The organism is Serratia plymuthica, from assembly GCF_018336935.1.
In the GTDB taxonomy this organism is placed as follows: domain Bacteria; phylum Pseudomonadota; class Gammaproteobacteria; order Enterobacterales; family Enterobacteriaceae; genus Serratia; species Serratia plymuthica_B.
The window spans coordinates 2,506,316-2,520,121 of the sequence record NZ_CP068771.1 but is presented as its reverse complement, the minus strand read 5'-3'; the positions used below and the strand labels follow the sequence as shown (position 1 = coordinate 2,520,121).

The following is a 13,806-nucleotide window of genomic DNA, read 5'->3' as shown; positions in this document are numbered from 1 at the left end:
TTGACTATCATACAAGCCAGATTCGGCCTTGATGCAAGGCGGTAGGGCGCAGGCGATGGAGGTTGCGTGCAGGGTGTTCCACAGCAGTTCCCCTTCGAAAAAGATTGCGCACAGTTCCGGCAGTTGCCGCAACTGCCGGGCGTAGAGCTTTACCACGCCCATATCGAGCGCTATGTCTTCGAACCGCATACCCACGACGCTTTCGCCATCGGCACCGTCGATGTCGGCGCCGAGCGCTTCCGTTATCGTGGCGCGCAGCATCTGGCGGCACCGGGTTCGCTGGTGCTGATGAACCCGGATGAGCTGCACACCGGCGAGGCGGAAACGGCCGGCGGCTGGAATTATCGGATGCTCTATCTTGAACCCGGGGCGCTGGAGCTGCTGTCCGGCGAGCAGGGGTTTTGGTTTACCGATGCGGTACGCCAGGATCCGCAGGCGGCGCGGCAACTATCGGCGACGCTGGCCGCTCTGTGGCAAGCCCGGGATCCGATGACGATCGACGACCTGCTGCTGCAAGTGGTGGCGATTTTCCGCCCCCACGCGCGTACCGCCCGGCCGCTGAAAGATGAGCCGGCGCACCGTTTCGACATCGTCAAAACCTACCTGCGCGATAACTTTTCCGCCGCTATTACGCTGGATCAGTTGGCGGCGTTGGTGTCGCTCAGTCCGTATCATTTTTTGCGCAAATTCAAAGCCGAATACCATGTATCGCCCCAGCAGATGCTGATGGCGATCCGCCTTGCGCAAGCCAAGCTGATGCTGGGGCGCGGCATGCCGGCCGCGCAGGTAGCCGCCGCAGCCGGGCTAACCGATCAGGCGCATTTAACCCGCGCTTTCGCCAACCGTTACGGTGTCACGCCCGTGCGCTATCAAAAACAGGTCATGGCTCGCTAAGTATCGCCATTTATACGCTGGTTAGTGCATGACAGGATTAATGACTTTAAGGCGCGTCTGCCAGCGTCACCATTGCGGCGAAAACAGTTGCCACCATTGCCGGGGTAAATGACTCGAGAGCTTTTGTGCCAACACTCGCTGCAGTTTCACGCGCCACGTTCACCAATACACGGCCGGGCGCGCGAAGCACGACCTGACGAAGCCCATCGGTGCTGTCGCGTGCTACGAGGCCAATTTTTTCGAGAACGATCAATTGACGCACTACGGCTGATTGCGGTTTACCCATCTGCTCCCCGAGTACTGATATCTTTACCCGATCGCCGTCCGATCGCGCGATAACATTCAGTAGCGTAAAGTCACTGAAGCTGATGCCATGATATGTGCCCAATTCATCGTCAAGCTTAAGTTGCAGATTGGCCTGAGCACGATATAACGCCAAACAAAAATCGAGATTTGCGTTCATTAAGGCTTCCTTCCGGGTTCGTCGTAGCTAAGTTGGTCGGGGCAGTGGATTTCCTGGCGCCACAGGCTCACCAACATTTCCAATTCCCGCGCGGCATCGAAAGCGGGATCTTCACTGGCTTTAACCATGTCGAGTACCTCAAAGAGAAAGTTACTCTCACCATGCTCGACCCAATCCTGCGCGAGTCTCATGTTCCGATGTTGTGCATATCGCAGTTCAAAACGGTGCCGGTTGAGTGTTCCCTGAACGTTAGCACTGCCTGCAACTAATACTCGCCCCGTGATCTTGTTACGGATCGCATACACCCCTGCCCGGGTTTTCGTGTCCAGGTACTGCCGTTTCAGCGCTTGTTTGTCTGTCATTATCCCTCCTCTTGGTTTCAGGTAAGTCATGGCGTTGTTGTCAGCGATATGCATTTTCACGAATAATACCCGGATAATATTACGTGTCAATAATACCCGGGTAAATATACCTATCGCTATGCCGCATGAAAATTTGGGGTTGACGGCGAGCCGCTGGAAGAGGGCCTCTCATCACCGGTAAATGGGGTTACAGTTTGAATTTGCTGCTGTTATAAGCCACCGGTCGTTGCAAGTTTTGCGGATGTCGTCAAAAAGGCGACCAATCAGAATGAAACTGTCTTCATAATATTTACTATTAATTTTATCCGGGTATATTAAGGCCCCTTAACATCCCATTGAGGTTGAATGCATGTCTGAATACCTGTCGAAGGCGTCGACAGCCTTTGGTGATCAACAGTTGCTGTTCTCAGGTCCGTTGGTTGAGGTTGCACTTGCCGTTAAAAATGAGATCGAGAAGGGATCGTTAAGAACATTTCTTGTTTTTGATGATATGACAGGCGGCGTGATCGACTTGGACCTGCGAGGGTCCGATGCCGACGTCGTAGAGAGGCTTTCCTGTCCTCCCCAACAATTCACGGGGCGTTATGCCACCCGCCGGGACAAGTCGGGAGATACGCAGGAAGACGATTCCGCCGAATCGAAAGGACGGGGTCGGCCAAAATTAGGTGTCGTTGCTCGCGAGGTAACCTTGCTGCCAAGTCAATGGGATTGGCTAACCGCCCGGCCCGGCAGCGCATCCGCTATACTCAGGCGTCTGGTAGACGAAGCCATGCATTCGGAGGGGGCGCGTGAACAAAAACGGGCAGCTCATGAGGCTGCTTATCAGTTCATGCAGGCGATCGCCGGAGACTTGCCTGGCTATGAGGAGGGGATTCGTGCGCTCTTCGCAGACAATCGCGCCAAACTTGAACAATGTATTGCGGCCTGGCCTGTAGACATCAAGACTCATACTCTATGCCTGGCTTTCGGTTCATCAGATCAGCCAACGAAGAGAACGACTCAGACCGGCTAAAATATCGCCATAAAAAACAGGCTTGACGTAGTTTCCCAGGTCGACCCGCTAAAACAGCAACCTGCTACAATATCGCCACCGTGGATTGCGCTACGCTGCCCCTGAAATGCATTCACGGGTTGATGGAGTCACTATGTTTGTTGGCGTGTTATTTGCCCTCTCTGCCGGGCTGATGTGGGGGCTGATTTTTGTCGGACCGGTATTAATCCCCGAATATCCTGCAGCGTTACAGTCCACCGGGCGCTACCTGGCCTTTGGCCTGATCGCCTTGCCGTTGGCGTGGCTCGATCGTCGCCGGTTGAAAAAGCTGCAGCGTAAAGACTGGCTCGAGGCGCTCAAACTGACGGCGATCGGCAACCTGCTGTATTACCTGTGCCTTGCCAGCGCCATTCAACGCACCGGTGCGCCGGTGTCCACCATGATTATCGGCACGTTGCCGGTGGTGATTTCGGTGACCGCCAACCTGTTCTACAGCCGTCATGACGGGCGACTTTCCTGGCGGAAGCTAACGCCGGCGCTGGTTTTGATCGCTTGCGGGCTGGCATTCGTCAACGTCGCCGAACTGAAGGGCAATGCGGCACCGCTCGATCTCTGGCGCTATATCAGCGGTTTGGGGCTGGCGCTGTTGGCGGTGGCCTGCTGGACCTGGTTCCCGCTGCGCAATGCCCGCTGGCTGCGGGAAAATCCAGACCAGAGGCCGGCCACCTGGGCGACGGCGCAGGGGGTCGTTACCTTGCCGTTGGCGTTGGCGGGCTACCTGTTGGTTTGCGGCCAGTTGGCCCTTACTCAACCGGCGTTCGCGCTGCCGTTTGGGCCACGGCCGGGGGTGTTTGTCTCGTTGATGATTGCCATCGGCATACTGTGTTCGTGGATTGGCGCGCTGTGCTGGAATGAGGCGAGCCAGCGCCTGCCGACGGTGCTGGTGGGGCCACTGATCGTCTTCGAAATTCTGGCGGGGCTGGCCTACACCTTCATGCTGCGCCAGACGTGGCCGCCGCTGTTGACGCTGTGCGGTATCGCCTGTCTGATGATCGGGGTGGTGTACGCGATGCGCATCAAACCGCAGCCGGTGATAGTGCGGTTGGCAGAGAACGAGTGACGCCTGCCGCTTACGCGGCAGGCGGTGAACAGCTTAACGTTTACTGTGGTGAATGATCTCTTCGGCCACGTTGCGCGGCGCTTCGGCGTAGTGGCTGAACTCCATGGTGTAGGTCGCGCGGCCCTGGGACATCGAGCGCAGGGTGGTCGAGTAACCAAACATCTCGGACAGCGGCACCTTGGCGCGGATCTCCTTGCCGCCGCCGCCGGGGATATCCTCCATGCCCTGTACCAGACCGCGCCGCGACGACAGATCGCCCATCACGCTGCCGGCATAGTCTTCCGGCGTTTCCACCTCTACCGCCATGATCGGCTCCAGGATCACCGGGTCAGCCTCGCGGCAGGCCTCTCTAAAGCCAAAGATCGCCGCCATGCGGAAGGCTTGCTCAGAGGAGTCGACGTCGTGGTATGAGCCGAAGGTCAGATGCACCTTGACGTCAACCATCTGATAGCCGGCCAGCACGCCGTTGTTCAGCGCCTCCAGCAGGCCTTTTTTTACCGCAGGTATATATTCGCCCGGGATCACGCCGCCCTTGATTTCATCGAAGAACTCGAAGCCTTTACCCGGTTCGTTCGGTTCCACCGTTAACACCACGTGACCATATTGGCCTTTACCGCCGGACTGCCGCACAAATTTGCCCTCCACGTCGACCACGCGTTTGCGGATGGTTTCGCGGTAAGACACCTGCGGTTTGCCGGTGGTGGTCGCCACGCCAAATTCACGGCGCATGCGATCGACGATAATTTCCAGGTGCAGCTCGCCCATGCCGTAAATAATGGTCTGACCGGAGTCTTCGTCGGTGCGAACGCGGAACGAAGGATCCTCGGAGGTGAGGCGTTGCAGCGCGATGCCCATTTTTTCCTGGTCGGCCTTGGTCTTGGGTTCGATCGCCTGCGCAATCACCGGTTCCGGGAACACCATTTTCTCCAGCGTGATAATGGCGTTAGGGTCGCACAGGGTGTCGCCGGTGGTGACGTCTTTCAGCCCCACGCAGGCGGCGATATCGCCGGCGTGCAGTTCTTCGACCTCTTTGCGATCGTTGGCGTGCATCTGCACGATGCGGCCAATGCGCTCTTTTTTGTCTTTGATCGGGTTATAGACACTGTTGCCTTTGGCCAGCACGCCGGAATAGACCCGTATGAAGGTCAGTTGGCCCACAAAGGGATCGGTCATCAGCTTGAACGCCAGCGCCGAGAATTTTTCGTCGTCGGCGGCGTGGCGGATAACGATATTGTCGTGCTCGTCATGGCCTTCCATCGGCGGCACGTCGAGCGGCGAGGGCATCAGTTCGATCACCGCGTCGAGCATGCGCTGTACGCCCTTGTTGCGGAAGGCCGAGCCGCACAGCATCGGCTGGATTTCACCGGCTATGGTGCGCAGGCGCAGGCCGCGAACAATCTCTTCTTCGCTCAGCGGTTGCTGGTTGAGGTATTTGTCCATCAGCTCTTCCGAGCCTTCGGCCGCGGCCTCGATCATTTTATCCCGCCATTCCTGCGCGGAATCGCGTAGCTCGGCCGGGATCTCTTCAAAGCTGAAACTCATGCCCTGCGAGGCTTCGTCCCACAGGATGGCCTTCATGCGCACCAAGTCCACCACGCCGGTGAAGTGGTCTTCGGCGCCAATCGGGATGACGATAGGCACCGGATTGGCTTTCAAACGCTCGATCATCATTTTGCGCACGCGGAAGAAGTCGGCGCCGACGCGGTCCATTTTGTTGACGAAAGCCAGCCGCGGCACTTTATATTTATTGGCCTGCCGCCAGACGGTTTCTGACTGCGGCTGTACGCCGCCCACCGAGTCATAGACCATGACCGCACCGTCCAGCACGCGCATTGAGCGCTCGACCTCGATGGTAAAGTCAACGTGTCCTGGGGTATCGATAATATTGATGCGGTGCTGCGGATAATTATGCTGCATGCCGTTCCAGAAGCAGGTGGTCGCCGCCGAGGTAATGGTGATGCCGCGCTCTTGTTCCTGCTCCATCCAGTCCATGGTGGCCGCACCGTCGTGCACTTCCCCCAGCTTGTGACTGACCCCGGTGTAAAACAGAATCCGCTCGGTGGTGGTGGTTTTGCCGGCATCAATGTGCGCCGAGATGCCGATATTGCGGTAGCGTTCGATAGGGGTAGTACGTGCCATAATTAACCTTTCTTAGCCGCGTTAAAGAAGGGCGGCTTAAATAGTATGAATAATTATGATAATCCTCAATGGGTTACCTTCTTGACCTGTAAAGGGAATGAATCGGTCACAGAATAATCGTAGTTGATGAAGGGGGATTTACTAAGCAATGGCTGCGATAGGTGGAGCCTGAATGATCGGGGCGGCGAACCGCCCCGGAAGGTTACCCGGCAAAGATATGCGCCTGCCCGATGATATTCAGGCAGACTTGGGAACCGGCGCGGATGCCTTCGCGGCTGACGGTTTTTATTTCGATAGCGGCGTCGCTGCCGCTCATGCGCAGGTTGAGGGTCGAGACAAAACCGGCGAAATCGATGCTGGTGACCACCGCCTGGCCCTGCTGAGCCGGCTCGGACAGGCTGATTTGGATCTGTTCCGGGCGCAGCATAATGCGGGCAGGTCCCTGGCGGTGGCGATCGTCCACCGCAATCCGGCCCAGAACGCAATCGGCCCAGCCGTGTTCAAGTTTGGCCGAAAGCACCAGGGTTTCCCCCAGGAAGGTGGCGGTCGGTTCATCCACCGGTCGCAGATAGAGATCCTGCGGCGGGCCCACCTGCGCCAGCCGGCCATTGCGCATCACCGCGACCTGATCGGCAAACGACAGCGCTTCCGTCTGATCGTGGGTCACCAGAATGGACGCCACCCTGGCTTCCGCCAGCAGTTCCGCCACCGCTTTACGGGTTGCGGCGCGCAGGCCGGTATCCAGGGCGGAGAAGGGTTCGTCCAACAGCATCAGCTTGGGTTGCTGAGACAGCGCGCGCGCCAGTGCCACCCGCTGCTGTTGCCCGCCGGAAAGCTCATGCGGCCACAGCGCGCCCAGCCGCCGATCCAGCGCCACCATGTCCATCAACGCATCAACATGCCGCTGCTTGTCACGCTTGCTGCCCTTCAGGCCGAAACCGATATTCCCGGCCACGGTAAAGTGCGGGAACAGCGCGCCGTCCTGCGGTACAAAGCCAATGCCGCGCAGATGCGCCGGTACCCAGCCGCTGCCATTGGCCATCGGCTGGCCTTGCAAGATAACCTGGCCGCTGTCCGGTATTTCAAAGCCGGCGATAATGCGCAGCAAGGTGGTTTTTCCCGAGCCGGAAGGGCCGACAATCGCGGTGCGGCTGCCCTGCGCCACCTGCAAATCCACGTGCTCCAGCACCTTGACCGAATTATAGGACTTACCGATACCCTGCAGTTGAAGCGTGCTCATAATCCCGCCGTGCGTTTAGATTGAGAATAAAGAAGCCAGGTCAATGGCAGCGATAACGCCACCATAATCAGTGCGTAAGGTGCGGCCGCCACGTAGTCTATCTCGCTGGTCAGCGCCCAGAAACCGGTCGCCAGCGTGCGGGTCCCGTTCGGCGCCAGCAACAGCGTCGCGGTCAGCTCATTGGTTATCGCCAGAAACACCAAGGCTGCACCGGCAGCCGCGCCGGGGGCGGCCAGCCGCAAAGTGGTGCTCCACAACGCCTGCGCCGGCGAACGGCCAAGGCTGCGCGCCACGTTTTCCAACTCCACCGGCGCCTGGGCAATACCTGCACGCAGGTTGATCAAGGCCCGGGGCATAAACATCAGCAAGTAGGCCAACAGCAGAGTGATTTCCGTCTGATAAATCGGCCGGAAGCTGTGGATGGTAATGGTCACCAGGGCCAGCGCCACCACGATGCCGGGCAGCGAACTGGTGACGTAATTGCAGCCTTCCAGCAGCCGATACAGCCGCGCCGGATAACGAACCGACAACCAGGCCATCGGGATGGCGCACAGCGTGATCAGCAACGCACCGCTGGCGGCCAGCGACAGCGTTTGCAGCAATGCGGGCAGTAAATCCGCATTGCGCCAGACCTCAATCCCGCCCAGCGTCAGCCAGCGCGCCAGGGTGATAAAGGGCACGCCCAGCGCCAGCGCGCTAAGGCTCAAAGGCAGTAACAGGGCAAGCAGAGTCGTTACCGGCCCCAGGCGGTAGGGGGTTTGGCTGCGGGCGCTGCCGGAACCGACGCGGGCATAACGCGCGCGGCCTCGGCTGGCGGCCTCCAGCAGCAGTAAGCCCAGGCAGCACAGCACCAGCACCCCGGCCAGCATATTGGCGGCCGGGCCGTTAAAGGTGGACTGGAACTGATCGAAAATGGCGGTGGTGAAGGTGTCAAAACGGATCATGGCGTACAGGCCGTACTCCGCCAGCAGATGCAGCGCGATCAGTAACGATCCGCCCCAGGTCGCCAGTTTGAGCTGCGGCAACACCACGCGGAAAAACACCGCCAAGGGGCGGGTGCCGAGCGAAGTGGCGACGTCTTCAATGCCGGGATCCAGGCGGCGCAGCACCGCTGCGGCCGGCAGATAAATAAACGGGAAGTAGGCGAGGACCGAAATGAACACCCCGGCGCCCAGCCCATGCATCGAGGGTACCAGGCTGATCCAGGCATAGCTTTGCACGAATGCCGGAACCGCCAGCGGCGCGGTCGCCAGCAGCGACCAGATGCGGCGGCCCGGCAGCGTGCTGCGCTCCGTCAGCCACGCCAGTGTGACCCCCAGAATGGCGCAAATGGGCAGCGTGAAGACCACCAGTAACAGGGTGTTGAGCAACAGTTCGGCCACCCGGGGGCGGAATACCAGAGCTTTTACCGTCTGCCAGCCGGTTTCAAACGCCACGCTGACGACAAACCCCAGCGGCAACAGGGCCAACAGGGAGAGTAAAAGGGCGGCCGCCACGATAAACACCCCCGGCCGCTGATGCCGCCGGGTAGTGGTATAACATGGCGTGGCGCCGGTGGCGTTAAGGCCAATATTCGACATAAGGTAAAAGCTCTCTAAAACCGGCTTACAGCAGCCCGGCCTCGGTCATCAGTTCAACTGCTTTTTTACCGTTCAACTGCGAAGCGTCGATTTTCGGCGCGTCCAGCTCTTTCAGCGGCACCAGTTTAGGATTGGACGCTGCGTTCACGCCTACCGCATATTCGAAGGCGTTATTGGTACGCAGAATGTCCTGGCCATTCTTGCCGGTGATCCACTTCACGAAGGCCTGAGCCTGTTGTTGGTGTTTGCTGGAAGCCAGTACGCCGCCGCCGGAGGTGCTGACGAACGCGCCCGGATCCTGGTGTTTGAAGTAATAAAGTTTGACGTTTTTGCTGTTTTCGCCGGTCTTGGCGCCGTCGACGAACGGATAATAGTGATAGATCACGCCGCTGTCGATCTGGCCGGCATTGACCGCTTTCATCACCGTGCTGTTGCCCTTATAGGCGGTGAAGTTGGTTTTCATCGCTTTCAGCCATTCCAGCGTGGCTTTCTCGCCTTTCAGCTCCAGCAGCGCGCTGACGATCGCCTGGAAGTCCGCACCGGATGGCGACGCGGCCCAACGGCCTTTCCATTCAGGCTTGGCCAGGTCCAGCAGCGATTTAGGCAATTGCGCTTCGGTCAGTTTCGCCGGGTTGTAGACGAATACGGTTGAACGGGCGGCGATGCCGATCCAGCGGCCATGCTGCGGGCGGTACTGCGGTTCGACCTGCGCCAGCGTCGCTGCATCCAGCGGGGCAAACAGCTTGGCGTTGTCCACCAAGACCATTGCCGGGGAGTTCTCCGTCAGGAAAACGTCGGCAGGGGACGCGCTGCCTTCCTGCACCAGTTGGTTGCCCAGCTCGCTGTCACCGCCGTTACGCAAAGTCACCTTGATGCCGGTGTCTTTGGTGAAGCCATCCACCCAGGATTTCACCAGGTTCTCGTGCTGGGCGTTATAAATAACGATGCCGTCATCGGCAGAAGCCGCATGGGCGGAAAACGCCAGCATCATTGATGAGGCGAGCAGGGCAACGGGGCCCAGAGAAGAAAGACGCAGCTTCATACTGTTATCCTTTTTAGAGGTCGAAGAAGAAAAGCGAATATCGCCTGGTGAGCGCAAGCAGGCCCGATTGTAGCTAAGAACAGTCATAATGATAGTGAAAACGATTCGTATTAAATTATTTTTTGCATTCGCTCATAAATTAACTCGCCCTAAGGAAAAATTAAGCTTCAGCCTGAATACTCTGAACTGATTGCCTCATGTCTAGCGTATTCAGGCAGTTGAAAATATTCCCTCACGTGCTCGCCTTCTCAGGATCCGCCATCTCACTCTCAAACCAGTCTGCCAGTTGCGCTACGGCGCGGCCGTGCTTGCCGTCGGGGTTGCTGACAAAATAATGCGCGGCGCCCGCCAGCGAGTGCCCGAATGGCGCCACCAGCAGACCGCCATTCAGCGCGTGTCGCACCCTCAGTTGGCCGGGCCAAACTCGCTGCGCCAAAGCGGCCAGTCTGGGGAAGATTGCAATAATCGGCTGGAAGCGCCGGCCGGGTTGCAACTGACGCTGTTCCAGCCGCTATAAATCCATGCCCGCCATTATGGCAGGCATTAAGGTCATTTAGGGTATTTTGTTCCTGGGCAATATACGACAACAATAGGTCCATTATCGCTCGTCGATATCCTAATAATGGGGGGGCATTTTTATTGTCTTCGTGGTTAAAATTGTTTTTTCTAAATGTTTCATAAACGGTTGGCCAGATTTACCTCTGCCGTGAAAAAATCGCGTCTATAATGCCCCCGTAGTTTATATGCAGTATCTCGTTTGGCGAGGCTCCTATACAAACACAGGTTACTGATCTGACGACATCGAGAGATGCCCAAGGTTAAGACAGGCTTTATCGGATTAAGGTTTAGCCCAAGGTAACTTCTGATAAATACATCAGATACGTTGTATAGTGCTAAAACCTGGACGCGGAGATAGGCTGTCTGCACTCCCTCTGTGGTTAACGCCCCTATGCGATTCGCTGTTGAAGTTTAAACAGAAATAGGGACTAACATGATGAAGTCACATCAAAATTACTCATCCCCGGCGCTGGCCCATACCGAAACTCTCGACGAATCTTCGGTAGCCGGCTATATGAACGCCAATTTCATTACCGTCCCCGGTAATATGACGGTCAATAAAGCCAAGGAATATTTTCTTTCACAGCTTAAAACGGACGAAATTCCGACCCAGCTGTTTGTCACCGCCGACGATTATCAATTGCGCGGCACGCTATCGGTTAAAAAATTGCTGCAGTGCGCGGACGATGATAAAGCCGTTGGGGTAATGATCAACCACAGCTATTTCCAGGTATCGCCCGACGACGATCGTAATGACGTTGCCCATTTATTGGGCAAGGGCGGGCTGGACGTGGTGCCGGTGGTGGTGAATAAAACCCTGGTCGGGGTATTGGGGGAAAAAGAGATCGCCCGGCTGATTGAGGATGAAAATACCGAGGATGCGCAGCGACAGGGTGCCAGCCTGCCGCTGGACAAGCCCTATCTGGAAACCAGCCCCTGGGCGCTGTGGCGTAAACGTTCGGTTTGGTTGCTGATGCTGTTTGTCGCCGAAGCCTACACCGGCAACGTACTGAAAGCGTTTGAAGACCAACTGGAAGCGGCGATCGCCCTGGCGTTCTTCATCCCGTTGCTGATTGGCACCGGTGGTAACAGCGGTACGCAGATCACCTCCACGCTGGTACGCGCCATGGCGCTGGGCGAGGTCAGCCTGCGCAATCTGGGCGCGGTGATCCGCAAAGAGGTGTCCACCTCGCTGCTGATCGCCGCCACTATCGGTATCGCCGCCTGGGTTCGCGCCTGGATCATGGGGGTGGGAATGGACGTGACGATGGTCGTCAGCCTGTCGTTGGTGGCGATAACCGTCTGGAGCGCGATTGTGTCCTCGATTATCCCTATGTTGCTGAAAAGAGTGGGGATCGATCCGGCGGTAGTGTCTGCACCCTTTATCGCCACCTTTATCGATGGCACAGGCCTGATTATCTATTTCAAAATTGCCCAGCACATTCTGAATATTTAAACCGAAATCCGCTTCGTGTCGCTGCCGGAGCGGACATTTTATCTCACCCAACAAGGAGGCGCGTTAATAGCAATGAACAATCCTTTAACCCACTTTTTAATTAAAGAGGTTTTTATCGATAACCGTTAACTGAGGAAGTAATAATGGGAAATATGACGATTTTTGTAGGATTTCTGAGCATCATCAGCTCGCTGGGCCTGTTGGCCGCCTATATGAGCACCAAATGGGATGATTAATGAACGTTGAAGAACCGCCAGAATGCATCCTCCCCGAAGTGCTTTATTTACGACGGGGAGGATACCGATAAACGCTGACCGCCGCCTGCGGTTTTAACGAGTGAAACGATAATGATTATTTTTATTCTTGGTTTGCTTTATGCCATTTTAATGATCTCTGTGGGTGTTAATGAGATTTATTTTTATTCAACCGGAAAATCAGAATTCCTGACTAGTTTAATGCTGACATTCTCGGGTAGTATGCTGCTGGTTGCTTTTGTCTGGCAATTGTCTGCGAAAATGAAAAAATAAATTCCCCAGGAATGTGAGCCGTATTATGAAAAATGAAAAACAGTCCGTTGCCAGAAACTCGATGATAGCCAGCGGACTATTGGCAACCGGGAAATTTACTGCAGGCATTTTTACCGGCAGTATTGGCCTTATTTCCGAAGGAATACACTCTTTCACCGATTTTGTCGCCACCAGCATTACCTGGCTGGCGGTGCGCATCAGCGACAAACCGGCCGATGAGGACCACCACTTTGGTCACGGCAAGGTCGAAAATCTGGCGGCGTTGTTTGAAGTGCTGCTGCTGTTGGGCGCGGCGGGCTGGATTGTTTACGAGGCCGGTACCAGCCTGCTGGGGCAGGCGCATGAAATCGTCGCCGCGCCGGTAGTGATTGCGGTACTGTTGATCTCGATTGTGGTCGACTATTTCCGCGTCAGGGCGCTGAATCGCGTGGCGAAGGCCACCGACAGCGCGGCGCTGGAGGCCGACGCGCTGCACTTCTTCTCCGACATGCTGTCTTCAGCCGTGGTGCTGCTGGGGATGGTATTTGTGTTACTGGGGTTCGGCCGCGCAGATGCGATTGCGGCGTTGATCGTGGCCTGTTTTATCGTGGTCGCAGCCCTGAAACTGGGTAAACGTTCGTTCGATTCGCTGATGGATACCGCGCCCGCCGGTACCAAAGAGGAGATCGGCGCGTTGCTGGATAGTTTTCCGGCGATACTGGCGACCGAGAATATCCGCATTCGCAACGCCGGTGCAGCCCTGTTTATCGAGGTGACCGTCGCCGTCTGTCGCACCTTGCCGCTGGAGCGCATCAACGCGCTGAAGCAGTCCATCGCCGAGCGTCTGGAGCGGCAGTATGCCCATGCCGAAGCCACGGTGATTGCCAACCCGCAAACCCGCAGCGATGAGGACATGGCGACCCGTATCCGGGTGATTGCCGCCAATCACGGCGCGGTGGTGCAAAACGTGGCGTTGCAGCAACTGCCGGAACGCATGTCGATCAGCATGGATCTGGCTGTGCCGGCCAGCGCCAGCGTGGCGCAGGCGCACGATATCGCCAGCGAGATTGAAAACCTGCTGCGCCAGGCCATCGGCGAAGACACGGAAATCGAAACTCACCTTGAACCGCAAATGCACCACTGGGTCGCCAGTAAGGACGTAGAGCCGGATGAACTGGCAAACATTCGCCAGATCTTGCGAACTGCGGTGGAGAAGGGGGATATGGTGCAGGACGTGCATAACATTCGGGCGCGCAAAACGGCGGACGGTATTATCGTCAATTTCCATTGCCGGGTGTCGCCGGCAGCATCCATTGTGGCGGCTCACGACGCGGTGGACCGCATAGAACGCCAACTGCGGGCGCTTTATCCCACCATTTCGCGGGCGGTAGGGCACGTGGAGCCGATCAAACCCGCTTTGTGAGCCTGCATGCGGCGACGGTGGGTGGCCGCAAG

14 protein-coding genes and 1 riboswitch are annotated in these 13,806 nt (G+C 57.1%); of the genes, 8 read left to right on the top strand and 6 right to left on the bottom strand.

The features are described 5' to 3' along the window. Positions 1–66 precede the first annotated feature (66 nt). Positions 67–894: an AraC family transcriptional regulator gene (locus JK621_RS11655; RefSeq protein WP_212559938.1), complete on the top strand. Its 828-nt coding sequence runs from the start codon at positions 67–69 to the stop codon at positions 892–894. Between the two features lie 46 nt (positions 895–940). On the opposite strand, the gene JK621_RS11650 is transcribed toward JK621_RS11655, so the two are convergent. Beyond that, positions 941–1,357: a MarR family winged helix-turn-helix transcriptional regulator gene (locus JK621_RS11650; protein ID WP_212559937.1), complete on the bottom strand. Its 417-nt coding sequence runs from the start codon at positions 1,355–1,357 to the stop codon at positions 941–943. Continuing rightward, positions 1,357–1,719: a GIY-YIG nuclease family protein gene (locus JK621_RS11645; RefSeq protein ID WP_212559936.1), complete on the bottom strand. Its 363-nt coding sequence runs from the start codon at positions 1,717–1,719 to the stop codon at positions 1,357–1,359. The genes JK621_RS11650 and JK621_RS11645 overlap by 1 nt, the downstream gene beginning before the upstream one ends. A 349-nt stretch (positions 1,720–2,068) precedes the next feature. On the opposite strand from JK621_RS11645, the gene JK621_RS11640 reads away from it, so the two are divergent. Then, positions 2,069–2,731 (top strand): DUF2239 family protein, encoded by a 663-nt coding sequence (locus tag JK621_RS11640; RefSeq protein ID WP_212559935.1) that lies wholly within the window; start codon positions 2,069–2,071, stop codon positions 2,729–2,731. A 133-nt stretch (positions 2,732–2,864) separates the two neighbouring features. Further along, a complete protein-coding gene (locus tag JK621_RS11635) occupies positions 2,865–3,830 on the top strand; it encodes a DMT family transporter (protein WP_212559934.1) in 966 nt (321 codons plus the stop codon). Between the two features lie 33 nt (positions 3,831–3,863). On the opposite strand, the gene fusA is transcribed toward JK621_RS11635, so the two are convergent. The 4 genes from fusA to JK621_RS11615 all read right to left on the bottom strand — a co-directional run bounded on the left by fusA (position 3,864) and on the right by JK621_RS11615 (position 9,831). Further along, a complete protein-coding gene (gene fusA / locus JK621_RS11630; RefSeq protein ID WP_212559933.1) occupies positions 3,864–5,969 on the bottom strand; it encodes an elongation factor G in 2,106 nt (701 codons plus the stop codon). Between the two features lie 202 nt (positions 5,970–6,171). Further along, the gene (locus JK621_RS11625; protein WP_212559932.1) at positions 6,172–7,209 is read right to left on the bottom strand and encodes an ABC transporter ATP-binding protein; all 1,038 of its coding nucleotides are present in this window, start codon (positions 7,207–7,209) and stop codon (positions 6,172–6,174) included. Further along, positions 7,206–8,789: an ABC transporter permease gene (locus tag JK621_RS11620; protein ID WP_212559931.1), complete on the bottom strand. Its 1,584-nt coding sequence runs from the start codon at positions 8,787–8,789 to the stop codon at positions 7,206–7,208. The genes JK621_RS11625 and JK621_RS11620 overlap by 4 nt, the downstream gene beginning before the upstream one ends. Before the next feature lie 25 nt (positions 8,790–8,814). After that, positions 8,815–9,831: an iron ABC transporter substrate-binding protein gene (locus JK621_RS11615; protein ID WP_212559930.1), complete on the bottom strand. Its 1,017-nt coding sequence runs from the start codon at positions 9,829–9,831 to the stop codon at positions 8,815–8,817. Between the two features lie 304 nt (positions 9,832–10,135). Here JK621_RS11615 and JK621_RS11610 point away from each other — a divergent pair, with 304 nt between their 5' ends. The 5 genes from JK621_RS11610 (at position 10,136) to JK621_RS11595 (ending at position 13,774) form a co-directional block, all read left to right on the top strand. After that, positions 10,136–10,348: a hypothetical protein gene (locus tag JK621_RS11610; RefSeq protein WP_212559929.1), complete on the top strand. Its 213-nt coding sequence runs from the start codon at positions 10,136–10,138 to the stop codon at positions 10,346–10,348. Between the two features lie 228 nt (positions 10,349–10,576). After that, positions 10,577–10,750, top strand: a riboswitch (M-box (ykoK) riboswitch). A gap of 72 nt (positions 10,751–10,822) precedes the next feature. Continuing rightward, positions 10,823–11,845: a magnesium transporter gene (locus JK621_RS11605; protein WP_212559928.1), complete on the top strand. Its 1,023-nt coding sequence runs from the start codon at positions 10,823–10,825 to the stop codon at positions 11,843–11,845. A 143-nt stretch (positions 11,846–11,988) separates the two neighbouring features. Next, positions 11,989–12,081 carry a protein MgtS gene (mgtS, locus tag JK621_RS11600; RefSeq protein ID WP_013813036.1) on the top strand — a complete coding sequence of 31 codons (93 nt, stop codon included), beginning with the start codon at positions 11,989–11,991 and terminating at the stop codon, positions 12,079–12,081. A 111-nt stretch (positions 12,082–12,192) separates the two neighbouring features. Next, positions 12,193–12,372 carry a hypothetical protein gene (locus tag JK621_RS25520; protein WP_126482861.1) on the top strand — a complete coding sequence of 60 codons (180 nt, stop codon included), beginning with the start codon at positions 12,193–12,195 and terminating at the stop codon, positions 12,370–12,372. Positions 12,373–12,397: 25 nt separating this feature from the next. Further along, on the top strand, positions 12,398–13,774 hold the full coding sequence (locus JK621_RS11595; protein ID WP_212559927.1) for a cation diffusion facilitator family transporter: 1,377 nt from the start codon (positions 12,398–12,400) through the stop codon (positions 13,772–13,774). Positions 13,775–13,806: the final 32 nt, after the last annotated feature.

Excerpts from the sequence above, each read along its gene's own strand:
- JK621_RS11605 (WP_212559928.1), top strand. The coding sequence starts at position 10,823 with ATGATGAAGTCACATCAAAATTACTCATCCCCGGCGCTGGCCCATACC.
- mgtS (WP_013813036.1), top strand. The coding sequence starts at position 11,989 with ATGGGAAATATGACGATTTTTGTAGGATTTCTGAGCATCATCAGCTCG.
- JK621_RS11595 (WP_212559927.1), top strand. The coding sequence starts at position 12,398 with ATGAAAAATGAAAAACAGTCCGTTGCCAGAAACTCGATGATAGCCAGC.
- JK621_RS11635 (WP_212559934.1), top strand. The coding sequence starts at position 2,865 with ATGTTTGTTGGCGTGTTATTTGCCCTCTCTGCCGGGCTGATGTGGGGG.
- JK621_RS11645 (WP_212559936.1), bottom strand. The coding sequence starts at position 1,719 with ATGACAGACAAACAAGCGCTGAAACGGCAGTACCTGGACACGAAAACC.
- JK621_RS11640 (WP_212559935.1), top strand. The coding sequence starts at position 2,069 with ATGTCTGAATACCTGTCGAAGGCGTCGACAGCCTTTGGTGATCAACAG.
- fusA (WP_212559933.1), bottom strand. The coding sequence starts at position 5,969 with ATGGCACGTACTACCCCTATCGAACGCTACCGCAATATCGGCATCTCG.
- JK621_RS11615 (WP_212559930.1), bottom strand. The coding sequence starts at position 9,831 with ATGAAGCTGCGTCTTTCTTCTCTGGGCCCCGTTGCCCTGCTCGCCTCA.
- JK621_RS11625 (WP_212559932.1), bottom strand. The coding sequence starts at position 7,209 with ATGAGCACGCTTCAACTGCAGGGTATCGGTAAGTCCTATAATTCGGTC.
- JK621_RS11650 (WP_212559937.1), bottom strand. The coding sequence starts at position 1,357 with ATGAACGCAAATCTCGATTTTTGTTTGGCGTTATATCGTGCTCAGGCC.
- JK621_RS11620 (WP_212559931.1), bottom strand. The coding sequence starts at position 8,789 with ATGTCGAATATTGGCCTTAACGCCACCGGCGCCACGCCATGTTATACC.
- JK621_RS25520 (WP_126482861.1), top strand. The coding sequence starts at position 12,193 with ATGATTATTTTTATTCTTGGTTTGCTTTATGCCATTTTAATGATCTCT.